The 21,897-nt window shown below is 62.3% G+C and carries 25 protein-coding genes; 19 read left to right on the forward strand and 6 right to left on the reverse strand.

Annotated elements, in window-relative coordinates; translation table 11 throughout:
- Positions 1–16: 16 nt before the first annotated feature.
- Both ACTJKE_RS28725 and hemP read right to left on the reverse strand, forming a co-directional pair.
- Complete coding sequence (locus tag ACTJKE_RS28725) at positions 17–1,078, reverse strand: hemin-degrading factor (RefSeq protein ID WP_440693220.1); 1,062 nt, start codon at positions 1,076–1,078, stop codon at positions 17–19.
- A 10-nt stretch (positions 1,079–1,088) separates the two neighbouring features.
- On the reverse strand, positions 1,089–1,268 hold the full coding sequence (gene hemP / locus ACTJKE_RS28730) for a hemin uptake protein HemP (protein WP_440693222.1): 180 nt from the start codon (positions 1,266–1,268) through the stop codon (positions 1,089–1,091).
- Between the two features lie 208 nt (positions 1,269–1,476).
- Between hemP and ACTJKE_RS28735 the strand changes: the two genes are divergently transcribed.
- The 5 genes from ACTJKE_RS28735 to ACTJKE_RS28755 all read left to right on the forward strand — a co-directional run bounded on the left by ACTJKE_RS28735 (position 1,477) and on the right by ACTJKE_RS28755 (position 4,204).
- Positions 1,477–1,914: a hypothetical protein gene (locus ACTJKE_RS28735; protein WP_440693224.1), complete on the forward strand. Its 438-nt coding sequence runs from the start codon at positions 1,477–1,479 to the stop codon at positions 1,912–1,914.
- 62 nt (positions 1,915–1,976) lie between these two features.
- Positions 1,977–2,891, forward strand: coding sequence for a cell envelope integrity protein TolA (locus tag ACTJKE_RS28740; RefSeq protein WP_440693225.1), 915 nt, complete (start codon positions 1,977–1,979; stop codon positions 2,889–2,891).
- A gap of 209 nt (positions 2,892–3,100) precedes the next feature.
- Positions 3,101–3,514, forward strand: coding sequence for a DUF2325 domain-containing protein (locus tag ACTJKE_RS28745; RefSeq protein ID WP_440693227.1), 414 nt, complete (start codon positions 3,101–3,103; stop codon positions 3,512–3,514).
- 30 nt (positions 3,515–3,544) lie between these two features.
- A complete protein-coding gene (locus ACTJKE_RS28750) occupies positions 3,545–3,811 on the forward strand; it encodes a hypothetical protein (protein ID WP_093234897.1) in 267 nt (88 codons plus the stop codon).
- Between the two features lie 78 nt (positions 3,812–3,889).
- Positions 3,890–4,204: an antibiotic biosynthesis monooxygenase family protein gene (locus tag ACTJKE_RS28755; RefSeq protein WP_113132168.1), complete on the forward strand. Its 315-nt coding sequence runs from the start codon at positions 3,890–3,892 to the stop codon at positions 4,202–4,204.
- Positions 4,205–4,298: 94 nt separating this feature from the next.
- Here the strand turns inward: ACTJKE_RS28755 and ACTJKE_RS28760 are convergent, their stop codons facing one another.
- Together ACTJKE_RS28760 and ACTJKE_RS28765 are read right to left on the reverse strand one after the other, a co-directional pair.
- Complete coding sequence (locus ACTJKE_RS28760; RefSeq protein ID WP_058320792.1) at positions 4,299–4,667, reverse strand: DUF423 domain-containing protein; 369 nt, start codon at positions 4,665–4,667, stop codon at positions 4,299–4,301.
- Positions 4,668–4,672: 5 nt separating this feature from the next.
- The gene (locus tag ACTJKE_RS28765) at positions 4,673–5,065 is read right to left on the reverse strand and encodes a globin domain-containing protein (protein ID WP_440693258.1); all 393 of its coding nucleotides are present in this window, start codon (positions 5,063–5,065) and stop codon (positions 4,673–4,675) included.
- 140 nt (positions 5,066–5,205) lie between these two features.
- On the opposite strand from ACTJKE_RS28765, the gene ACTJKE_RS28770 reads away from it, so the two are divergent.
- Both ACTJKE_RS28770 and ACTJKE_RS28775 read left to right on the forward strand, forming a co-directional pair.
- Positions 5,206–5,766, forward strand: coding sequence for a TetR family transcriptional regulator (locus ACTJKE_RS28770; protein ID WP_440693230.1), 561 nt, complete (start codon positions 5,206–5,208; stop codon positions 5,764–5,766).
- 17 nt (positions 5,767–5,783) lie between these two features.
- Complete coding sequence (locus ACTJKE_RS28775) at positions 5,784–6,125, forward strand: DMT family transporter (RefSeq protein WP_057249131.1); 342 nt, start codon at positions 5,784–5,786, stop codon at positions 6,123–6,125.
- A 19-nt stretch (positions 6,126–6,144) separates the two neighbouring features.
- On the opposite strand, the gene ACTJKE_RS28780 is transcribed toward ACTJKE_RS28775, so the two are convergent.
- Positions 6,145–7,167 carry a substrate-binding domain-containing protein gene (locus ACTJKE_RS28780; protein WP_058320794.1) on the reverse strand — a complete coding sequence of 341 codons (1,023 nt, stop codon included), beginning with the start codon at positions 7,165–7,167 and terminating at the stop codon, positions 6,145–6,147.
- 362 nt (positions 7,168–7,529) lie between these two features.
- Between ACTJKE_RS28780 and ACTJKE_RS28785 the strand changes: the two genes are divergently transcribed.
- The 6 genes from ACTJKE_RS28785 (at position 7,530) to ACTJKE_RS28810 (ending at position 13,793) form a co-directional block, all read left to right on the forward strand.
- Positions 7,530–8,792, forward strand: a complete 1,263-nt coding sequence (locus ACTJKE_RS28785) for an ABC transporter substrate-binding protein (protein WP_440693232.1) — start codon at positions 7,530–7,532, stop codon at positions 8,790–8,792.
- 208 nt (positions 8,793–9,000) lie between these two features.
- Positions 9,001–9,987, forward strand: coding sequence for a carbohydrate ABC transporter permease (locus tag ACTJKE_RS28790; protein ID WP_065374346.1), 987 nt, complete (start codon positions 9,001–9,003; stop codon positions 9,985–9,987).
- Complete coding sequence (locus ACTJKE_RS28795) at positions 9,987–10,817, forward strand: carbohydrate ABC transporter permease (RefSeq protein ID WP_057249087.1); 831 nt, start codon at positions 9,987–9,989, stop codon at positions 10,815–10,817. The genes ACTJKE_RS28790 and ACTJKE_RS28795 overlap by 1 nt, the downstream gene beginning before the upstream one ends.
- Positions 10,818–10,829: 12 nt before the next feature.
- Positions 10,830–11,858, forward strand: coding sequence for an ABC transporter ATP-binding protein (locus ACTJKE_RS28800; RefSeq protein ID WP_057249088.1), 1,029 nt, complete (start codon positions 10,830–10,832; stop codon positions 11,856–11,858).
- 94 nt (positions 11,859–11,952) lie between these two features.
- Positions 11,953–12,744, forward strand: coding sequence for a ThuA domain-containing protein (locus tag ACTJKE_RS28805; protein ID WP_210334454.1), 792 nt, complete (start codon positions 11,953–11,955; stop codon positions 12,742–12,744).
- Positions 12,745–12,749: 5 nt separating this feature from the next.
- Entirely contained in the window at positions 12,750–13,793 is a 1,044-nt protein-coding gene (locus ACTJKE_RS28810) for a Gfo/Idh/MocA family protein (protein ID WP_440693235.1), read from the forward strand.
- Here ACTJKE_RS28810 and ACTJKE_RS28815 read toward each other — a convergent pair.
- Positions 13,790–15,064 (reverse strand): alpha/beta hydrolase, encoded by a 1,275-nt coding sequence (locus tag ACTJKE_RS28815; protein WP_375293062.1) that lies wholly within the window; start codon positions 15,062–15,064, stop codon positions 13,790–13,792. The genes ACTJKE_RS28810 and ACTJKE_RS28815 overlap by 4 nt on opposite strands.
- Positions 15,065–15,410: 346 nt before the next feature.
- Between ACTJKE_RS28815 and ACTJKE_RS28820 the strand changes: the two genes are divergently transcribed.
- Genes ACTJKE_RS28820 through ACTJKE_RS28845 form a run of 6 tightly spaced genes read left to right on the forward strand, consistent with a single transcriptional unit; the run spans position 15,411 to position 21,794 of the window.
- Positions 15,411–16,466, forward strand: coding sequence for a dipeptidase (locus ACTJKE_RS28820; RefSeq protein ID WP_440693237.1), 1,056 nt, complete (start codon positions 15,411–15,413; stop codon positions 16,464–16,466).
- Between the two features lie 48 nt (positions 16,467–16,514).
- Positions 16,515–18,155 (forward strand): ABC transporter substrate-binding protein, encoded by a 1,641-nt coding sequence (locus ACTJKE_RS28825; RefSeq protein ID WP_057249090.1) that lies wholly within the window; start codon positions 16,515–16,517, stop codon positions 18,153–18,155.
- Positions 18,156–18,197: 42 nt separating this feature from the next.
- The gene (locus ACTJKE_RS28830; RefSeq protein WP_057249091.1) at positions 18,198–19,259 is read left to right on the forward strand and encodes an ABC transporter permease; all 1,062 of its coding nucleotides are present in this window, start codon (positions 18,198–18,200) and stop codon (positions 19,257–19,259) included.
- Positions 19,256–20,200, forward strand: a complete 945-nt coding sequence (nikC, locus tag ACTJKE_RS28835) for a nickel transporter permease (RefSeq protein WP_057249092.1) — start codon at positions 19,256–19,258, stop codon at positions 20,198–20,200. Before ACTJKE_RS28830 ends, nikC begins: the two co-directional genes overlap by 4 nt.
- Positions 20,197–21,030, forward strand: coding sequence for an ABC transporter ATP-binding protein (locus ACTJKE_RS28840; protein ID WP_057249093.1), 834 nt, complete (start codon positions 20,197–20,199; stop codon positions 21,028–21,030). Before nikC ends, ACTJKE_RS28840 begins: the two co-directional genes overlap by 4 nt.
- The gene (locus ACTJKE_RS28845; protein ID WP_057249094.1) at positions 21,027–21,794 is read left to right on the forward strand and encodes an ABC transporter ATP-binding protein; all 768 of its coding nucleotides are present in this window, start codon (positions 21,027–21,029) and stop codon (positions 21,792–21,794) included. The genes ACTJKE_RS28840 and ACTJKE_RS28845 overlap by 4 nt, the downstream gene beginning before the upstream one ends.
- Positions 21,795–21,897: the final 103 nt, after the last annotated feature.

A 21,897-nucleotide genomic window follows, 5' to 3' on the forward strand; every position in this document is an offset into this window, starting at 1 on the left:
GTGTCCTATCCTGTCCTCAGGCGGCGACAGTCGTGTCGAGACGCGGCAGGTCTTCGACGATGGAGCGCCATTCCGGCCGTTCCGCGAGACCCTCTTTCCGCTTGCCGAAGAACTGGATGATCATCTCGCCCTTGGCGTCGAGCGCCTCGATCGAAGTGACATGGCCGTCGGCCGTCGGCTTGCGCACGGCCCAGAGTTCGGCGATGTGGTCGGTGCGCAGGTGCAGATGGAAGGTCGGGTCCATGACGTTCAGCCACGGGCCCATCGGCGCGATCTTGGCAATCGGACCGGAATGGATCTGGATCATGCCGCGGTTGCCGACGAAGCACATGATCGGCAGTTCGACTTCGGCGCTCTCGCGCATCATGGCTTCGATGCTGGAGGGGTCGAGCTGCCAGGCGAAATCCTCGCCGATGTTGCTGAGCGCCTGGCGACGGCCGATCTTCAGCTTGCGCAGCATGCCGTGGAACTGGTGCGTGTCCGTCATTTTCGTCCAGCGGTCGCGCAGTTCGACGACATCGACCACGGTTTCCGGCTTGTCGTCGGCTGCCGGCACACTCGCGTCGGCGGTGAAGTCCTGCGTCTGGTCGTCAAGGCGGAAGTCCGCGACGATCTTGTCATAGGCCGCAACATTCGATTCCGGGCGCAGATGCACCTTGTGCACGGCGTTGCCCCACTTGTCGAAGAACTGCAGGCTCTTTCGGGCTTCACCCTGGTCGTCCGTCTTCGTCACGGCGAAAGCGTGTGCCCAGGCGCTCGGGAAGACCCGGAGGTCGATCTGCTCGCCGAGCACGATGCTCGCCATCTCGCCCGTGGTGATCTTCTGGTAAACGCCGATCTTCTCGTGGACCGCGCTTTCGTTGCGGGTCAGCGCCATGACTTCGCCGAGTTCCTCGACGCGAGAGAGGAAGCGGTTGGCATCGGCATCGATGCGCACGGCGGTCAGCCCACATTCGGCAGCAACGAGAGCGGCTTCGGAAACACCGAGCTGGGCTGCGATATCACGCTCGCGCATCTTCGGGTTCTCGGCGCGGTAGGCGCGGATTTCGGAAGCAATGGGGCGGAGGCTCTCGGTCATTTTCATCTGCCTATTTGTTCAGGATCAGTTTGCCTTGGCGGGTGATCTTCATGCGGTAGATCGCGCCGTCGTGGGAAATGAGGATCTCGTTTTCGCTGCCGAAAAGTTCGCGACTTTCGATAATCCGCTGCGTGCGCCCGGCCAGGATCGGCGGCTCGGATGGGCGTGCAAGGTCACTGTCGTTGGTCACTGCGTTTGGCCGTTTCGAGAGGGCAGGCCGCGCTGTTTTTCCAGCATTTCCTGCCATGCAATTCGTTTACTATCTTGACTTTACTACTCATATTTATTTATGGACGCAATACAGGACTTATGCACTCAAGTTAGTTATTGCCGGCTTGTGGACAAGGGCGTGCGGACCTCGTTCGGTGGTTCGCTGCAACCTTTGGGGTGATGTCGATATGAAGTTTTCCAGCCTTCCAGTTGTTTCCGCTGCTCTTGCGGCCCTTATCGCTGCGGGCAGTGTCAACGCCCAGGAGGCTGTGCCCGCCGCCGGGCTGACGATCGAGTTGAACGACGTCGCGCCGTCGCAGAAGGGTTGCAAGCTCACCTTTGTCGCCGGCAACGCGCTTGCGCTGTCGCTGAGCAAGGTTTCCTTCGAGTTCGTGATCTTCGATCAGAAGGGCCTCGTCGAGCGCATGGCCGTGCTTGACTTCCGCGATCTGCCTGCCGGCAAGACCAAGGTTCGCCAGTTTGATCTCCCCGGCACCAACTGCGATGCGGTGAAGAGCCTGCTGATCAATGATGCGCCGGCCTGCGTCGGCAACGGCGTGCAGCCGGGCGCCTGCATGAGCGGGATCAAGACCGGCTCGAAATCGGCGGTGGAACTCAAGGGCTAAGTGAGGCCGCTCCTTCGGAGCGTGAAGTTTGCGCCGCCCGGTGCGGCGAAGGTAAGGCTGTAATGAAGCGTATCGTCATCTGGGCTGGGGCCGCCATCATCTCGCTTGCAACGCATGGCGTCGTGCTTGCTACCTTGTTTGGCCCAAGGCCGCCGGAAAAAGAGCATGCCCTCATGCTCGGCGGAGAGGCGACCGAGGTCGCGGTCCTTGGCGATGCCTTTGAAGAGACACTACAATCCGGCGATCCCGCGGAGATCGTCGAGCCGACCGAGGACGTTCCGGATGAGGTCAAGCCGGAGGAGATATCGCCCCTCGAAGATCTCACGTCGACAACTCAGGAAATCGTTGCCGAACAGCCGCATGATCTGACCGCGACCGAGGCTGACGTGATTTTGCCGGCTGAAGAGATGCCGACCCTTCAGGTCGCCGAGGCCGTCGTGACGGCGAGTGTTGCGCCGGTCGAAACCGTGATGCCTGAAGAAAAACCCGAGATCGAAGAGCCCAAGAAGGAGAAGGTTGAAAAGCCGGAACCGAAGAAGGAGCCGGTCAAGAAAAAGAAAGTGACCCGCAAGAAGACGGGTGACAAGGGCGAGCAGGCGCAGAACCAGGTCAAGGGCAAGCAGGACGGCCAGGAAAGCGGCAGTGCCGCAGCCGCGACCGGCAACAGCCGCGCATCCGAGGTCGGCAATGCCAATATGGAAAATTATGACGGCAAGGTCCGCAGGAAGATCATGCGGAGATTCAAGGTGCCGTCTTCGGCAAGGCGCGAAGGCGTTTCCGGCACGGCGACCGTCCGCTTCACATTGACCGCCAACGGTGAGCTGACCCGGGTAAACGTCGCCGGCAGCTCAGGTTCTCCCGCCATCGACGACGCAGCCGTCGATGCCGTGCGCAATGCGGCGCCGTTCCCGGCCTTTCCTGCCGGGGGGCCGAGCTCCAAATCCTTCATCGTTCCGATGGTTGCCAGCGTCCGCTGAGGCGGGCGCCGTTCCGTATGCTCATTTGTGCGGGCCGGGATTTGGTTGAAAAAATATGATGAAAAAACTCATGTTTATACTTTACTCCGTTTATCAAGTTTAATAGGTTGCGCTCGTCACGCAGCCGAAGGGCGTGTGTCGAGATGATGTCCCGATGCGACCGGCTGCCTGTGAAGGCCCTTGTCGCACGATCACGCGGAGAGGATTGCATGCGCGGCAAGCGTCACCAGAATGCGGCGAAAATTGGCAAGGGTCGTTCGGGTTCAGAACCGACCGAAGCCCGCCAGGAGGCCGGCAAGGCAACGCTCGAAGGGCGCAGTTTTCTCTATGTCGGCGGCCGCGATTGTCAGGTGGCGCATCTGCGCGAAATCGCCAGCTCGTTTGGCGCTGAGCTGCTTCACCATGATGGCGGCCTGCGCGAAGCCGTTTCCCGCATCGACCGGGTGCTGCCGTCGGTCGACTGCGTCTTCTGCCCGATCGACTGCATCAGCCATGACGCGTGTCTTCGCGTGAAGACCGGCTGCAAGAAGTGGGGCAAGGCCTTCGTGCCGCTGCGCAACGGCTCGAAATCGAGCCTGGAGCGGGCACTTCAGGACCTCACCGCCAGCCGCGACGAGCGGTAACCCTCCCAAGACAAGACGAGAGTTTGCACAATGAACGAAGAACGTCCTGACCTGTGCATGATGATCGGTCTGCACAAGCTGGCGGCGCAGCATGGCGATGGCCTGGTGCCTGAACTCTACGAGATCCTGACGCGCCGCGCGCGCATGCTGGACGACGCCAACGTCGCCGAGTTTCCAACCTGGCAGACGCGCCCGCCGGTTCGCGACCCTCTCGGTCTTGCAGAGCCGAAGGAAGGAACTATTCTCGCCTTTCCGCGGGCTGCAAACGATGCCGCCCGCAAGAAGGAAAGCGCATAAGAGCAATTCCAGGAAAAGTGCGAAGCGGTTTTCCGTCCGGAATTATGCAGTAGTTCAAGGTCGCTGTAGGAGACCAAGATGTACGTTGCCATGAACCGTTTCCGTATCGCCATCGGCCATGAAGAGGCCTTCGAAGCCGTGTGGAAGGGGCGCGATTCCAGCCTTTCGGAAATGCCCGGCTTCGTTTCCTTCCACCTGCTGCGCGGCGACAGCGTGCCGGAGGAGGGCTATACGCTCTTCGTTTCGAATTCGGTCTGGAAGGACAGGGATTCGTTTTCAGCCTGGACGAAGTCTGAGAATTTTCGCGCGGCGCACAGGAATGCCGGCGAGAATAAGGCGATGTATCTCGGTCCGCCGAAGTTCGAAGGTTTTTCGGCCGTCGAAGGCGCCTGATCAGGCGGCCTCGCGCGTGATAGGCCGCGTAAATTTTTGATTTTATATGCCATTCACCTCCCAAATGGGTCCATTCGGGAGGTGAATTTTTTTCTCAGGCTGTCTTTCGCGGCAGGAAGGCGCCGAGGGAAACGGCAAGCCAGCCCGCCATGATCGTCGTGCCGCCGAGCGGAGCGGACATCGGGAACAGGCCGTGACCCGAGATGTGGCGCATGGCGAGATCCGCCGAGAACAGCGCCGTTCCAACTGCAATCAGCAACGCCGCAGCGGCCGCCGTGCGAAAGCTCGGCCAGGCTGCGTAGAGCGCGATCAAGGCCGGGGCATGCGCCAGGCACATCGCGGAAATGCCGGCGAGCAATCTTGGATCGTCGCCGTGCGAAGCGGCGGCCGCGCTGACAACGCCGGTCAGGCCCATCAAACCGGCAACAAAAAGCGTCGTTGCGCGAAATCCGCTGTGCGACATCACGGCTATTCCTTGTTCTGCATATGAAGGGCGAGGCGGGTGATCGGGTCGAGAATGATCTGCCTCAGCTTCGGATGGGCGATCGCTTCTTCAAGCGCTCGGGTAAAGCAGAGCAGCCATTCGTCCCGCTCCTCGGGGCCGATCTCAGCGACGAAATGGCGGCGGCGCAGCATCGGATGGCCGCGCTTCTCGACATAAATAGGCGGTCCGCCAAGCCAGCCGGTCAGGTACTCGTAGAATTTCTCTTCACTGCCCGAAAGGTCGGGCGGATGCACGGCGCGGCATCGTGCCGCTTCCGGCAGCGTGTCCATCAACTCGTAGAAGCAGCGGGTCAGCGCGCGAACTGTCGGGTCGCCACCGATCGCTTCGTAGAGGGTCGTGGTTTCCGTTTCCGCCATGCTCGCGTCCTTCATTCCCTGCGGTCCTAGCGTGCGGCGACGGGGCGGACAACGATTTTCAGAGCACCGGTTTGCGGCGTTTCATCGCGGTCGACCAAGGTCCCTCTTGACAAACCGTCCAGACGGTATCTTTATGGAGCATGACCGAAGCTCATCGTCGCAAGAAACAGCCGGAACGGGTGCGCCAGCAATTGCTGGAGGTTGCTGCACGTCTTTCGCATGAGCAAGGCGTTGCGGGCATCACCCTCGATGCCGTGTCGCAGGCGGCGGGCGTCAGCAAGGGTGGGCTGCTGCACCACTTCCCGAACAAGCTCGCTCTGCTGGACGGGCTGTTCGACGACCTGGTGACGCGGTTCGATCGTGAGATCGAGGCGGCGATGGCGCACGATCCGGCGGCGAAGGGGCGCTTTACCCGTGCCTATATCGACGTCTGCTTCGCGCTTGATCCCGCCACCGACGTGCCGGGCTGGCGCATGCTGACGATCGCCCTCATTGCCGAGCCGCATCTGAAGAGCCGCTGGCGCGATTGGGTCAGCCGGCGATCAACGGAGTTCGCAGAAACGGACGCCTCGACCGGCTGCGTGCTTGCCCGCTTTGCCTGCGACGGCGTCTGGCTGGCGGATCTGATGCAGAGCCACGATCTCGATGCCGAGGCGCGGGCCGGTCTGGCTGAAAATCTCAAGGCGCTTTCGGCGCAGTAACCCGGATGGAGTCCCCGATGAACCCCGCCATGCTCTATACCGTCCTGGTTGCGGCGATCGTTTTCGAAGTGCTCGGCACCTCGGCGATGCAGGCAGCGCAGCATTTCACCCGCCTGGGGCCGACGGTCCTGATGGTGGTCTGCTACGCGATCGCCTTCTTCTTCCTCTCCTATACGCTGCGCTTCATCCCCGTCGGCATCGCCTATGCGGTCTGGAGCGGGCTCGGCATCGTCTTGATTTCGCTTGTCGGTTACTTCGCCTTCGGGCAGAAACTCGACCTGGCGGCGATCCTGGGGCTGGGCCTCATCATATCCGGCGTGGTTGTGCTCAACCTGTTCTCCAAGTCCACCTTCCATTGAGGCGGTCGGCGGCCAGTCCTCAGGCGCCCTCTGGCGGGGGTGCGGTCGATTCCCGCAGGATCAGTTCCACCGGCCAGAGTTCGTGAACCTCTTCGGTCGGCCTGCCTGAGAGAAGCTGCAGCACGAGATCGGCCGAGCGTGCGCCGGCCGCGCGCATCGAAGAGCGCGTCGCCGAGAGCGACGGCACCATGTTTTCCGCCGTCAGGTAGGGGAACACGTCATCATGGGCGATGACCGAGACTTCGCGACCGATTTCCAGGCCTATGGACCGCGCCGCCCGATAGATGCCGAGGGCCGTCATCATCGAGCCTGCGACGAAGGCCGTCGGCCGCGGCGTTTGTTCCAGGAAGGAGCGTGCGAAGCGGAAGCCGAGTTCGTCGGTGAAGTTGCCGTGGGCAACGAGGCGCGGATCGAACGGGAGCCCGCGCGCCTGGAGCGCGTCGCGGTAGCCCTTGTCGCGGTGAAGCGAGAAGGTGCGTCCTTGCCTGCCGTTGATCATGGCGATGCGGCGATGGCCGAGATCGATGAGATGCGAGGTCGCGCGGCGGATGGCGCCCTCATTGTCGATATCGAGCCACGCATGCGGCACGTCGATATCGGATCGACCGTGGACGAGAAAGGGCATGCCGAGCTTGTGCAGGAGTGCGATGCGTTCGTCGTTCGGCTCGGGAGAATGCACGATCACGGCGTCGACGCGGCCGCTGACGGCGAGCCGGCTGTAAAGCTGGATTTCGCCCGTAGGGTTCTTGTCATCCATCGGGCTGACGAGGATGTCGATGTCCTCGGTGCCGAGCCGCTCGGCCAGGCCGCCCATGAATTCGGAGAAATGGAATTCGCCGGAGCGCCCCATGACGACGCCGATCGCACCGGCGCGACCGGTAGCGAGCCTCACGGCATTGATGTTCGGACGATAGCCAAGGCGAGTTGCCTCTTCGGCCACGCGCTTGCGAGTCTTTTCGCTGACCTCGGGATAGCCGCTCAGCGCTCGGCTGACGGTGGTCGGCGAAAGGCCCAGTTGTTGTGCGAACTCCCTCAGTTTCATTCGGTATGCGTTTCCTCAGCCTAGCCCGGTCCCAGAAGTATACACCTTCGTTGCCGGTAACAATCGGTTTGTCGCGTGCATGCAGCGCCTCGAACTGCGATGGAATTTTACCAAACCGTTTTAAATTAATGCAGTTCCCCTTTGATTTTATGGGTTGTTGTTAGGTGCGGGTGAAATTTCTCCTCATCCGCTATAATATTGAAATTAAATAATTATTTTAAATGATTCACGGCCGAACGACTTTTTCTGATGTATGGATTGACAGTTTTTCCGTCTTCTGCCAACTTTTTTCAATCCAAACCGCTTTCGAATTTGCTGAGGAGCTTTCGTGCGGTGGAGGGGGAACAGGAGGAGTCGACCCAATGACAGCCATGCTCAATGCCCTGAGTTTTTGTGCCGCAATCGTTGCAGCCGGAACGGCCAGCGCCGCCGAGCTCTCGCTCGCCGCCAACACGACCGGCAAGAACGTCAATTTCATCCGCGAGCAGCTCGCCATCTTCGAGAAGCAGACGGGGCACAAGGTGAGCCTGGTCACCATGCCGCCGTCGAGCAGCGAGCAGTTCAGCCAGTACCGCCTATGGCTCGCCGCCGGAAACAAGGATGTGGACGTCTACCAGACCGACGTCGTCTGGGCGCCGCAGCTTGCCGACCAGTTCGTCGACCTCTCGGAAGCGGCCAAGGACGTTGTCGGTCAGCACTTCCCGTCGATCATCGCCTCGCAGACGGTCAACGGTCGTCTCGTGGCCCTGCCTGCTTTCACCGATGCGCCGGCGCTCTTCTATCGCAAGGACCTCTTGGAAAAGTACGGCAAGGCGCCGCCGAAGACCTGGGATGAACTGGCGACGACCGCCAAGGAAATCCAGGAGAAGGAGCGCGCCGCCGGCCAGGCCGACCTCTGGGGCTACGTCTTCCAGGGCAACGCCTATGAAGGGCTGACCTGCAATGCGCTCGAATGGGTCAAGTCGTCCGGCGGCGGCCAGATCGTCGAACCTGATGGCACGATCTCGATCAACAACGAGAAGGCGGCCGCAGCGATCGACCGCATCAAGGGGTGGGTCGGCACGATCTCGCCGCAAGGCGTGCTCGCCTATCAGGAAGAGGAATCACGCGGCGTCTGGCAGACGGGCAATGCCGTCTTCATGCGCAATTGGCCCTATGCCTATGCGCTCGGCAATGGTGACGACAGCGCGGTGAAAGGCAAGTTCGCCGTGACGCCGCTGCCGACGGCGACCGATGGCGATCAGCCGTCCTCGACGCTCGGCGGCTGGAACGTCGCCGTCTCCAAATATTCCGACGACCAGGAAGCAGCGATCGCGCTTGCCAAATTCCTCTCTTCGGCAGAGGTGCAGAAGCGCAGGGCCATCGAGCTCTCCAACCTGCCGACGATTGCCGCACTCTACGACGACGCGGAGGTCGCCAAGGCCCAGCCGTTCATGCCGGCCTGGAAGCCGATCTTCGAGAGCGCCGTGCCGCGCCCGTCGGCGGTCACCAAGGTCAAGTACAACGAGGTTTCGGCCAAGTTCTGGAATGCGGTCCATAACTCGCTCTCCGGCAACGGCACGGCCGCGGAAAACCTGGAGCTGCTCGAAGTTGAGCTCACCGAGATGAAGGGCGATAGCTGGTAATCCTCCCGGGGGCGAGGGAGCGCCTCCGGGCCTTCCCTCGCTCCACCGAGCAACCGCCGACGACGCCCAGCGCTCTGAACAAGTGCTTTGAAAGCAAGCAATTCCGGATGGGAAAACGCTTCACACTTTCCTGGAATTGCCTGGTGGCGTCGTTCCTCTCGGGCCAACCGCTCGGCCGCGCGCCGAATGGCAGGAGTGAGCCAAGACAATGACCGATCTTTCACTCGCAGATCCCCCTTCCGCCCTCGGACAACAGGCAGGGATCCGTTCCGACCTCAACGCCAGCCGCATTCGCTCCGCCTGGATCTTCCTCGCGCCGACCTTGCTGGTGCTCGCGCTCGTCGCCGGCTGGCCGCTCATACGCACCGTCTATTTCAGCTTCACCAATGCGTCGCTGACCAATCTCGAAGGTGCCGAGTTCGTCGGCTTCAAGAACTATCTGAGCTGGATCACGCTGAAGAGCGGGCGCACGGTCTATAATGGGCTGCTTGCCGATCCGGCCTGGTGGAATGCCGTCTGGAACACGCTGAAGTTTTCCGCCGTCTCCGTCACCATCGAGACGGTGCTCGGCCTGATCGTTGCTCTGGTGCTGAACGCCCATTTTCCGGGCCGCGGGCTGGTGCGCGCCGCGATCCTCATCCCCTGGGCGATCCCGACGATCGTTTCCGCCAAGATGTGGGCCTGGATGCTCAACGACCAGTTCGGCATACTCAACGACCTTTTGCTCGGCCTCGGCCTGATCAGCCAGAAGATCGCCTGGACGGCCAATCCGGAGACCGCGATGGTCGCGGTGCTGATCGTCGACGTCTGGAAGACGACGCCGTTCATGGCCCTGCTCATCCTTGCCGGCCTGCAGATGGTGCCAACGGATATTTACGAGGCGGCCAAGATCGACGGCGTGCATCCGCTGAAGGTCTTCTGGCGGCTGACGCTGCCGTTGATCCGTCCGGCGCTGATGGTCGCGGTGATCTTCCGCATGCTCGATGCGCTGCGCATCTTCGATCTCATTTATGTGCTGACGCCCAACAACGCCCAGACCAAGACGATGTCGGTGCTGGCGCGCGAGAACCTGTTCGACTTCGACAAGTTCGCCTATGGCGCCACTGCCTCGACGATGCTGTTCCTGATCATTGCGGCGATCACGGTCGCCTACATGTGGTTCGGCCGCGTCAACCTCGAAGGAGGAGAGCGCTGATGGTTGCCACCTTTGCCAAGCGCACGGCGTTCTACGCCCTCGTCGCCGCCATCATCATCATGGCCGTCTTCCCGTTCTACTACGCGGTGCTGACAAGCTTCAAATCCGGAACGGCGCTGTTCCGGGTCGACTACTGGCCGACCGAGATCTCCTTCGACAACTACGCCGGCATCGTCACGAGCAGCGGCTTCCTGCGCAACCTCGCCAACTCGCTGATGGTCGCGACCATCGTAGTCTGCGTGTCGCTGCTGCTTGCGGTTACCGCCGCCTATGCGCTGGCGCGGGTGCGGTTTCGCGGGCGCGGACTTCTGCTCCTGACGATCCTATCGGTGTCGATGTTTCCGCAGATTGCGGTGCTTGCCGGCCTGTTCGAGTTGATCCGCGCCGTCGGCATCTTCAACACCCCCCTGGCGCTGATCTTTTCCTACATGATCTTCACGCTGCCCTTCACCGTCTGGGTGCTGACCACCTTCATGCGCGATCTGCCGGTCGAGATCGAGGAGGCGGCGATCGTCGATGGTGCGACGCCCTGGGTGATCATCACGCGCGTGTTCATGCCGCTGATGTGGCCGGCACTGGTGACGACGGGGCTGCTCGCCTTCATCGCCGCTTGGAACGAGTTCCTGTTCGCGCTGACCTTCACGTCATCAGACAGCCAGCGCACCGTGCCGGTCGCGATCGCGCTGTTGTCCGGCAGCAGTGAGTACGAAGTCCCTTGGGGCAACATCATGGCCGCATCGATCATCGTCACCGTGCCACTGGTTATCCTCGTGCTGATCTTTCAGCGGCGGATCATATCCGGGCTCACGGCCGGCGGCGTCAAAGGATAAAGGGAAAAAAACATGGCAGAGCTTCAATTGCGCAACATCCGCAAGTCCTTCGGTGCCTTCGAGGTGATCAAGGGCGTCAGCATGGATATCCGGGCCGGCGAGTTCATGGTCTTCGTCGGACCTTCCGGCTGCGGCAAGTCCACGCTGCTGCGCCTGATCGCCGGGCTTGAAGACATCTCTTCGGGCACGCTTTCCTTCGACGGACAGGTGGTCAATCAGTTGACGCCGTCCAAGCGCGGCATCGCGATGGTGTTTCAGTCCTATGCGCTTTACCCGCATATGACCGTCTTCGAGAACATGTCCTTCGGCATGCAACTCGCCGGCAAGGATAAGGAGCAGTGCAGGAAACGCGTCGAGGCGGCAGCGGAGATGCTGCAACTGACCCCCTATCTCCAGCGGCTGCCGCGGCAGCTCTCGGGTGGCCAGCGCCAGCGCGTCGCCATCGGTCGTGCGATCGTACGCGATCCCAAGGTCTTTCTCTTCGACGAGCCGCTCTCCAATCTCGATGCAGCGCTTAGGGTTGCGACCCGGATCGAGATCGCGAAACTGCATCGCAGCATGCACAACACGACGATGATCTATGTCACCCACGACCAGGTCGAGGCGATGACACTGGCTGATCGCATTTGCGTGCTACGAGATGGCCGGGTCGAACAGATTGGCACGCCGCTCGAACTCTACGAGAGCCCGAACTCGGTCTTCGTCGCCGGCTTCATCGGTTCGCCGAAGATGAACTTTCTCTCTGGTGCTCTTGCTGCTCCCTATGACGCCCACACGATCGGCATCAGGGCCGAGCATCTGGAGATCAGGTCGGGCGACGGCAGGTGGTCAGGGACGGTGGTGCACTCCGAGATGCTGGGATCCGACAGTTATATCTATCTCGACATCGGTGCCGCGGAACCGGTCATCGTCCGGGAAGGCGGCACCTCGCACCACCAGCCGGGAGACACAGTGCAGATCTCGCCGGTCGGCGACAACATTCACCGCTTCGATGCGGCGGGGCTGGCTTTGGGTCGTGCGCCCATGAGAGGGGCTGCCTGAAAGCTCAGGCGAACCTGGAGCTTCGGGGTCGCCAATTCCTGGCGACCCCATCAATCGCAGGACGACATGCCCGTGAGGGCAAACGCTAAGGAGAATGAACGTGCCTATCAGAACAGTTGTTTGGGGCGAGAATATCCACGAGCAGACCAACGAGGTGGTCCGCAGCATCTATCCGAACGGGATGCACAACACGATCGCGGCGGCGCTGAACACGGAAAGCGCGATCGAGGCGACGACGGCGACGCTGCAGGAGCCGGAGCATGGTTTGAGTGTCGAGCGCCTTGCCAATACCGATGTGCTTCTGTGGTGGGGTCACAAGGACCACGGCGCCGTCAGCGACGAAATCGTCGAGCGGGTCGCCAAGCGCGTCTGGGAAGGCATGGGTCTGATCGTGCTGCATTCCGGCCACTTCTCCAAGATCTTCAAGCGCCTGATGGGAACGCCCTGCGCACTGAAGTGGCGCGAGGCAGGCGAACGCGAGCGCGTCTGGGCGATCAACCCGCGCCATCCGATCGCCGAGGGGCTTGACGAGAACTTCGTACTTGAGAACGAGGAGATGTATGGCGAGCAGTTCTCGGTGCCCGAGCCGCTCGAAACCGTGTTCATCTCCTGGTTTGCCGGCGGCGAAGTGTTCCGTTCGGGGCTCACCTGGCGCCGTGGCGCCGGCAACATCTTCTATTTCCGCCCCGGTCATGAGACCTACCCGACCTATCACGACGCCAATGTCCAGAAGGTGCTGCGCAATTCGGTGAAGTGGGCCTACAACGCCGATAACCGCTACACGGCGATCCACGATGCGCCGAACGTGCCGGTCGAAAAGGCGCTGGAGCCGATCGTCGAGCGTGGCCCCCGGCTGCACCAGGCCGGCGAAGCAGGATACAGGTGAGCATCATGCGTCTTCTTGTAGTTGGAACCGGCGGCATGGCGAACAGCCATGCCCAGGCCTTTGCCAAAATCGAAGGCGTCGAGATGGTCGGCGCGGTCGATGTCGACCCCAAGCGTGCGCGTGCCTTTGCCGACAAGCACGGCATTGCCGAGACCTTCACCTCGCTCGACGAGGCGATCGCTTGGGGCAAGTTCGATGCGGCGACGAACGTGACGCCCGACAAGGCGCACCACCCGACGACGCTAGCATTGCTTGCCGCCGGCAAGCACGTGCTTTGCGAAAAGCCGCTTGCGGAAAACTACGCCAAGGCGGCGGAGATGGCGGACGCGGCCGAGCGTTCCGGCCTGGTGACGATGGTGAACCTCACCTATCGCAATGTCGCGCCGCTGCAGAAGGCACGGGCGATGGTGCTCGCAGGTGATGTCGGCCAGTTGCGGCATCTGGAGGCGTCCTATCTGCAGAGCTGGCTCGTCTCCCAGGCCTGGGGCGACTGGGCAACGGAATCGCAATGGCTGTGGCGACTTTCGACCAAGCACGGCTCGAACGGCGTGCTCGGCGATGTCGGCATCCACATTCTCGACTTCGCCGGCTACGGCGCCGGCACCGACGCGTCGCGGGTTTTCGCCCGTCTGAAGACCTTCGACAAGGCACCTGATAACCGCATCGGCGAGTATGATCTCGATGCCAATGACAGCTTCGTCATGACGGCGGAGTTCGGCAACGGCGCCATGGGCGTCGTCCATGCCAGCCGATGGGCGACCGGGCACTTGAACGAGCTCAGGCTCAGGCTGCACGGCGACAAGGGTGCGCTCGAAGTGGTGCACACGCCCGATGGCTCGACGCTCCGGGCCTGCCTCGGCACTGACGTTGAAACCGCGACTTGGCGCGATGTCGACGCGGGTACGGTTCTGACCAACTATGAGCGCTTCGTTGCGGCAGTCCGCGAGGGCAAGACCGAAGAGCCCGGGTTTCGTCACGCGGCGAACCTGCAGAAGGTGCTCGACCTCGCGATGGTGACGGAAGCCGAGCGGCGCGAGCTGCCCGTCTAACGTGAGTGACGGTCGGGGGAGCTGCTTTTGGCAGCTTCACCGCCCTCCGGCGGTACCCAAGGGGTCACTGCCGAGCCGACGGTGTTTTCCATCGATTGACCCAGACGGCGCAGCTGCGCGTCGTAGTTCTTGCGGGTGTTGGGATCGAAGATCATGATCGGCGTCGAGACCGCTAGACTTGCGGCACTGCCGACGGTCTGCGTTGCGCCGAGCGTGACGGCGCCCAGACGTTCGCCGAGCCCGACATCGGAATCGGTCACGGTCTGGCCGGCGATCAGCCGGTTGCCAAGCAGGCGCACGACTTCCGGGCTTTCGGCGAACTTGCCATGGTTCAGCTTGTCGCCGCCCTTCAGCGCCGTCAGATCGATGACGCTGATACCTGCCTGTTCGAGTTGTGTGCGATAGGGCTCGGCGGTCGGATCGATCTGGCCAAGACGGTCGACATTGCCGGAAATGCGCCGGGAGAGCGTCAGCGCCCGGTCGTCGCGCGACACGAACAGCGTGAATTTCGGGCGCTTGTCGCCCATGGCGCGGATCTGCTGGCCGAAGACGTCGACGTCGAGATCGGGCGAGGCCAGGATGACGTCGGTGATCTTGGGCGCGATGCGTCCGTCGCGGATCGCCATCTGGCGCAGAGCTTCGACCGTCACCCATGAGCCCATCGAATGGGCCATGACGGTGATTTCGCCGACCTGAGGATTGCTCGACGCACGCCGAAGCAGTTCCTCCAGCGCGTCACGCGAATAGTTGGTGCTTTCCTTGTCGTAATTGTAGTCGAAGATGCTGGCCCGCGAGGGCCAGGTGAAGATGACGGGGGCGACGTCCGTGCCGCTATCGTGGACGATCTGGGCAAAGCGGTAGACCGCGTCCTCGTAGCGGTTGTTGAAACCGTGAACGAAGATCAGCACGCGCCGGCTCTTCGGCAGGTTACCCTTCAGCCAGCTTTGGACGTCGTTGCCCTCACGCAATGGCGTGACGCTGACCGTGGAGAAGTCGCGCTCCGGATTGGCCGGAAGCTTCTTCGGCCATTGCACCTGGCCGACTTGCCGGTTTTTCTCCGGCGGAATTGAAACGACGATTTCCGTCAGGGAAAGCTGGTCCGACCGTTCGCCGCTGAAAAGCACGCCCGGTTCCGCCGTGGGCGCGCGCGTTGTCGCGACCATCAGGTCGACCTGGGAGGCGCCACCCGTCGTGCCCGAAGGAACGAGCACGCCGACCGGCCGGCCGGCACAGGCCGCAAGGGTTACGGCGAGGAGGAGCGTGGCGGCGATGCGGCTCCAATGCCCTTGCGAACCTGCGAGTGAAAACGGACGCAGCAACCAAACCCCCAGTACCGCATCATGCGGTGCGACATCCCTGCGAGCGGGACCGAGCCAATTCCTTGCATTAGAAACGCCAGATTTTCATCCCTTGATCGGCATTGCACACCTGTCGCCGCTGTGTTTGACGGCGAGATTGCGACAATCATGCAACATTTCGCTACAGGCAGCCCTGGGTAAAACCCCCTGATATTCATTGAAAAGGCTTTGGCCTTTCACTAGCATCGCCACAACCTTTCCCCGGACGCGGCCGTAGGTGCTCCGTTCGATCTCCCTGAAATGATGAAGGAATTCAGGAATGCAGGCGGTTTTCGATGGCCATAACGACGTGCTTCTGCGCCTGTGGCAGAACGCCCGAAAGGGGGCTGACCCGGTCCGCGAATTCGTCGACGGTATCGGCGAGGGCCACATCGACGCGCCGCGCGCCAAAGCGGGCGGCCTCATCGGCGGCATTTCGGCGATCTACGTGCCCTCGGGCGATCTGGTCCTGCAGCCGCCGGATGAAAACGGCCATTACGAAACGCCGCTCTCCGCGCCCCTCGAACACTTGCCGTCGCTGGCGATCGCCATCGAGCTCGCCGACATCGCCGTTCGCCTCGACCGGGCAGGGGCCTGGAAGCTTTGCCGCTCGACCGCCGAAATCCGCGGAGCGGTCGAGAGAGGTGTCTTCGCCTCGGTGCTCCACATGGAAGGCTGCGAGGCGATTGGTGCGGATCTGTCGGCGCTCGAAACCTTCTATGCCGCCGGCCTGCGCTCGCTTGGGCCGGTCTGGAGCCGCCACAACGTCTTCGGCCATGGCGTGCCGTTCTCCTATCCGAAGTCGCCGGACACAGCGCCGGGGCTGACGGATGCGGGTTTCGAACTCGTGCGTGCCTGCAACCGGCTGGGCATCCTGATCGACCTCGCCCACATCACAGAGCAGGGCTTCTGGGACGTCGCGAAAACCACGGACCAGCCGCTGGTTGCCAGCCATTCGAACGCGCATGCGCTGACGCCGGTTGCGCGCAACCTGACGGACAAGCAGCTGGACGCCATCCGCGAAAGCAAGGGGCTCGTCGGGCTCAACTATGCGACAACGATGCTGCGCGCAGACGGCCAGGAAAATGCCGCGACGCCGCTTTCCGACATGGTTCGCCATGTCGACTACATGGTCGAGCGCATGGGCATCGAATGCGTGGCGCTCGGATCGGATTTCGATGGCGCAACGATCCCCGTGGGGATCGCTGACGCAGCCGGTAACCATGCGCTCGTTACTGCGTTGAGAGGCGCCGGATATGGTGACGCCGAACTGGCAAAGATATGCCGGGAGAACTGGTGGAGAGTTCTGGGGCAGGCTTGGCACGAGGCCGCCTGAACCCATGAAGAAGGGCCCAAAAGGGCGCAAACGAGGGAACTGCAAAAAATGATGCACAAGCTCAATGGACGTCTTCGTCTTCTGACCGCTTCTGCGGCGCTTGCCATGGTGATGGCCGCGACCGCACCGGCCTTTGCCGAAACGCCGAAGGACACGCTGGTCGAAGCCTTTGCGATCGACGACGTCATCTCCATGGATCCGGGCGAAGCCTTCGAGCTGACCGCGGCCGAAATCACCGGCAACACCTACAGCATGCTGGTGCGCCTCGACATCAACGACACAACCAAGGTCGTCGGCGACCTCGCCGACAGCTGGACCGTGTCCGATGACGGCCTGACCTATACGTTCAAGCTGAAGTCCGGCCTTAAGTTCGCCTCCGGCAACCCGGTAACCGCCGAGGACGTCGCCTGGTCGTTCGAGCGCGCCGTCAAGCTCGACAAGAGCCCCGCCTTTATCCTCACCCAGTTTGGCCTCAACGGCGACAACGTGACGGAAAAGGCCAAGGCTACCGACGAGACGACCTTCGTCTTTACCGTCGACCAGCCCTATGCTCCGAGCTTTGTTCTGAATTGCCTGACGGCGACCGTGGGCGCAGTCCTCGACAAGAAACTCGTTCTCGAACACGTCAAAGTGGTCACGCCGAGCGACGACTTCAAGTACGACAACGACTTCGGCAACGAATGGCTGAAGACCGGCTACGCCGGCTCCGGTCCGTTCAAGCTGCGCGAGTGGCGCGCCAACGAGGTTATCGTGCTCGAGCGCAACGACAACTACTATGGCGAACAGGCCAAGCTCGCCCGCGTCATCTATCGCCACATGAAGGAAAGCTCGGGCCAGCGCCTGGCGCTCGAAGCGGGCGATATCGACGTCGCACGCAACCTCGAGCCGGGCGATTACGACGCCGTTTCGAAGAACGCCGACCTCGCCACGACGAATGCGCCGAAGGGCACGGTCTACTACATCAGCCTCAACCAGAAGAACGCCAACCTCGCCAAGCCTGAAGTGCGTGAAGCCTTCAAGTATCTGGTCGACTATGATGCGATCGGCTCGACGCTCATCAAGGGCATCGGCGAGATCCACCAGAGCTTCCTGCCGAAGGGCGTTCTGGGTGCCCTCGACGAGAACCCCTACAAGCTCGACGTCGCCAAGGCGAAGGAACTGCTGACGAAGGCCGGCCTTGCCGACGGCTTCACCGTCACCATGGACGTTCGCAACGGCCAGCCGGTCACCGGTATTGCCGAATCCTTCCAGCAGACGCTAGGCCAGGCCGGGGTGAAGCTCGAAATCATCCCGGGCGACGGGAAGCAGACGCTGACGAAGTATCGTGCTCGTAACCACGACATGTATATCGGCCAGTGGGGCATGGACTATTTCGATCCGAACTCCAACGCTGAAACCTTCACCAGCAACCCTGACAATTCCGACGAAGGCAAGAACAAGACGCTTGCCTGGCGCAATGCCTGGGACGTTCCGGAGCTGACGAAGAAGACCAAGGACGCTCTGCTCGAGCGCGACAGCGCCAAGCGTGCCGAGACCTACAAGGAACTGCAGAAGACCGTTCTGGGCGAAAGCCCGTTCGTCATCATCTTCCAGCAGACCGAAGTCGCCGGCTACCGCGGCAACGTCAAGGGCCTGAAGCTTGGTCCGAGCTTCGACACCAACTTCGTCGCCGGAATTTCGAAAGAATAAGCCGTCTCGAAGGAATAAACCGAAAGGATCGTTCCCTTGAGCATGAGCGCAACAGGGACAGTGGACGGGCGCAAACGCGCCCGTCCCGGCAAGATCGTGTCAGCCGTGCTGCGCTTTCTTGTCGTTGTCGTCACCACCTATCTCGGCCTTCTGGCCGTCACCTTCTTCATCGGCCGGGTGATCCCGATCGACCCGGTTCTGGCCGTTCTCGGCGACCGGGCGCCGACGCACGTCGTCGAAAGGACGCGCGAGGCGATGGGGCTGAACCTGCCCCTCTACCAACAATTCTTCATCTATGTCCGCCAGGCGCTGACCGGCGATTTCGGCGTTTCGGTGCTGACCACGAACCCCGTCATGACCGACATCCGCCGCGTCTTCCCGGCGACCATGGAGCTTGCGACGCTCGGCACCCTCATCGGCGCCATCTTCGGCGTGCCGCTCGGCGTTCTCGCCGCCGTCAAGCGGGGCAGCATCGCCGACCAGATCGTCCGCGTCATCGGCCTCGTCGGCTACTCGGTGCCGATCTTCTGGCTGGCGCTCCTGTCGCTGCTGGTCTTTTACGCGCGGCTGAAATGGGTCGCCTATCCCGGCCGCATCGACATCGTCTTCGAATATACGTTCACGCCGATCACCGGCTTCTACCTGTTCGACGCGCTCTGGCAGCGGCAGTGGGACGTGCTGTGGGACGTTTTCCGCCACATCATCCTGCCGGCGTCGCTGCTCGGTTACTTCTCGCTCGCCTATATCAGCCGCATGACGCGCAGCTTCATGCTCAATGAGCTGCAGCAGGAATATATCGTCGCCGCGCGCGCCAAGGGCCTTTCCGAGACCCGTATCATCTGGGGTCATGCGCTCAGAAACGCGGCGGTGCCGCTCGTGACCGTGATTGCGCTTTCCTATGCCGGCCTGCTCGAAGGCTCGGTGCTGACAGAAACCGTGTTCGCCTGGCCGGGCCTCGGCCTCTACATCACCAACTCGCTGCAGAATGCCGACATGAACGCCGTGCTTGGTGGCACCATCGTCATCGGTTCGGTCTTCATCGGCATCAATCTCCTGTCCGATCTTCTCTACCGGACGCTCGACCCGAGGACGCGCCAGCGATGAGCACCGTTACCGAAACACGTCCCCCGACACGCCCGATGACGCGGCGCGAATGGCTGCTGTCCGATCGCCCGCAGTCGCGCACCCAGGCCCGTCTCGGCCGCGCCTACATGACCTGGCAGCGCTTTGCCGCCAACAGGCTTGCCGTTCTAGGCCTCATCATCCTGCTGGCGCTGGTCTTCGTTGCGGCCTTCGCCGATGTCCTGGCGCCGCACTCGCCCTATATCGGCGATCTTGCCAACGCCCGGCTGCAGCCACCAGGAAGCCCCGGCTACCTGCTCGGCACCGACGATCTCGGTCGCGACATCCTTTCGCGGCTGATCCATGGTTCGCGGCTGACGCTTGCCGTCGTGCTGCTGGTCGCTGTTATCGCAGCGCCGATCGGCCTGATCGTCGGCGCGGTCGCCGGCTATGCCGGTGGCTGGGTCGATGCGGTGCTGATGCGCATCACCGATATCTTCCTTGCCTTCCCGAAGCTGGTGCTGGCGCTCGCCTTCGTCGCGGCGCTCGGACCGGGGATCGAAAACGCTGTCATCGCGATCGCGATCACCTCCTGGCCGCCCTATGCACGCATTGCCCGCGCCGAGACGCTGACGGTTCGCAACTCGGACTATATCTCGGCGGTGCAGCTCATGGGCGCGTCGCCGATCCGCATCGTCTTCCGGCACGTGATGCCGATGTGCATGTCGTCGCTGATCGTGCGCGTCACGCTCGACATGGCCGGCATCATTCTGACGGCCGCTGGCCTCGGCTTCCTCGGCCTCGGCGCCCAGCCGCCCTTGCCGGAATGGGGTGCGATGATCGCCTCGGGCCGCCGCTTCATCCTTGATCAGTGGTGGGTTGCAACGATGCCCGGCATTGCGATCCTGATCGTCAGCCTCGGCTTCAATCTGCTCGGCGACGGCCTGCGCGACGCGCTCGATCCCCGGGAGAGCGGCCAATGAGTACGCTGCTGACGGTAGAAGACCTCAAGGTCTCGTTCCCGACCCGTACCGGCCTCATCGAGGCGGTACGTGGCGTCTCCTTCACGCTCGGCCGCGAACGCCTCGGCATCGTCGGCGAAAGCGGCTCCGGCAAGTCGCAGACGGGCCGGGCGATCATGGGGTTGACGCCGGGCCATGCGCAGGTGACGGCCAAGCAACTGTCCTTCGACGGTATCGATTTGCTCTCGGCATCGCCAAAGGTCCGTCGGGACCTCCGGGGCAAGCGCATCGCGATGATCCTGCAGGACCCGAAATATTCGCTGAACCCGGTCATGAGCATCGGCCGGCAGATCGTCGAGACGCTCAGGCAGCATGAGAGTGTCAGCCGCGGCGAAGCCCGGGAGCGGGCGCTCGACATGCTCGCGGCCGTGCAGATCCGCGATCCGAAGCGTGTCTACGATCTCTACCCGCACGAGGTTTCGGGCGGTATGGGCCAGCGCGCGATGATCGCGATGATGCTGGTTGCCGGACCGGAACTGCTGATCGCCGACGAACCGACCTCGGCGCTTGACGTCACCGTGCAGCTCGAAGTGCTTGGTATCCTCGACAAGCTGGTTGCCGAGCGCGGCATGGGCCTGATTTTCGTCTCGCACGATCTCAGGCTCGTCTCGTCCTTCTGCGACCGGGTGATTGTCATGTATGCCGGCAGGATCGTGGAGGAACTGGCTGCGTCCGAACTCGCCAACGCCAAGCATCCCTATACGCAAGGTTTGCTGAACTGCATGCCGGCGATCGGATCCGATCGCCATCCCCTGCCGGTTCTCGACCGCAAGCCGGAGTGGGCTCAATGACATCAGCCGTTTCCGTTTCGAATCTCTCCGTCACCTATGACGAATTCAAGGCGCTGAACGACGTTAGCGTCGAGATTGCGCCGGGCGAATCCTTTGGTCTCGTCGGCGAGTCCGGATCGGGCAAGTCGACCTTGCTCCGGGCAATCGCCGGTCTTGCGCCTGTTACGGGCGGTACCATCCGCGTCCATGATCGGGTGCTCAAGGGTGCCAAGCGCGACAAGGCCTTCTATCGCGCCGTGCAGATGGTGTTCCAGGATCCCTACGGCTCGCTGCACCCGCGCCAGACGATCGACCGGCAACTGCTTGAGCCTTTGGCTATCCACGGCGTGGCGGACGGCGAACGCCGCATCCTCAAGGCGCTCGACGAAGTCGGTCTCGGGTCGGGGTTCCGCTTCCGCTATCCGCATCAGCTTTCTGGTGGGCAGCGCCAGCGTATCGCCATTGCCCGGGCGCTGATCCTCGAGCCCTCGACCCTGCTTCTCGACGAACCGACGTCGGCGCTCGACGCTTCGGTGCAGGCAGAGGTCCTGAACCTACTGGAGCAGGTCAGGCGCGACCGCAAGCTCACCTTCATCATGGTCAGCCATGACCTCGGCGTCGTCACCCATATGTGCGACCGGCTGGCGGTCATGCAGGGCGGGCGCGTCGTCGAGTACCTGTCTTCCGGCGATCTCGTCGCCGGGCGGATCGGCGAGGACTATACGCGCAGCCTGATGGTGGCGAGCAAGGGGTTCCAGCGCAAGGACGCTGCCGCGACCGCGTGACGGTACCAGCGCAAGCGGGACGAGCATCCCGCTTGCGTAACCCTTGTTGGGGGGAACCGCGCCCTACAGCGCCGCGCGTCTTATCAGACGCGCAAAGGTCGCT

Source organism: Ensifer sp. 22521, assembly GCF_052044795.1.
In the GTDB taxonomy this organism is placed as follows: Bacteria; Pseudomonadota; Alphaproteobacteria; order Rhizobiales; family Rhizobiaceae; genus Ensifer.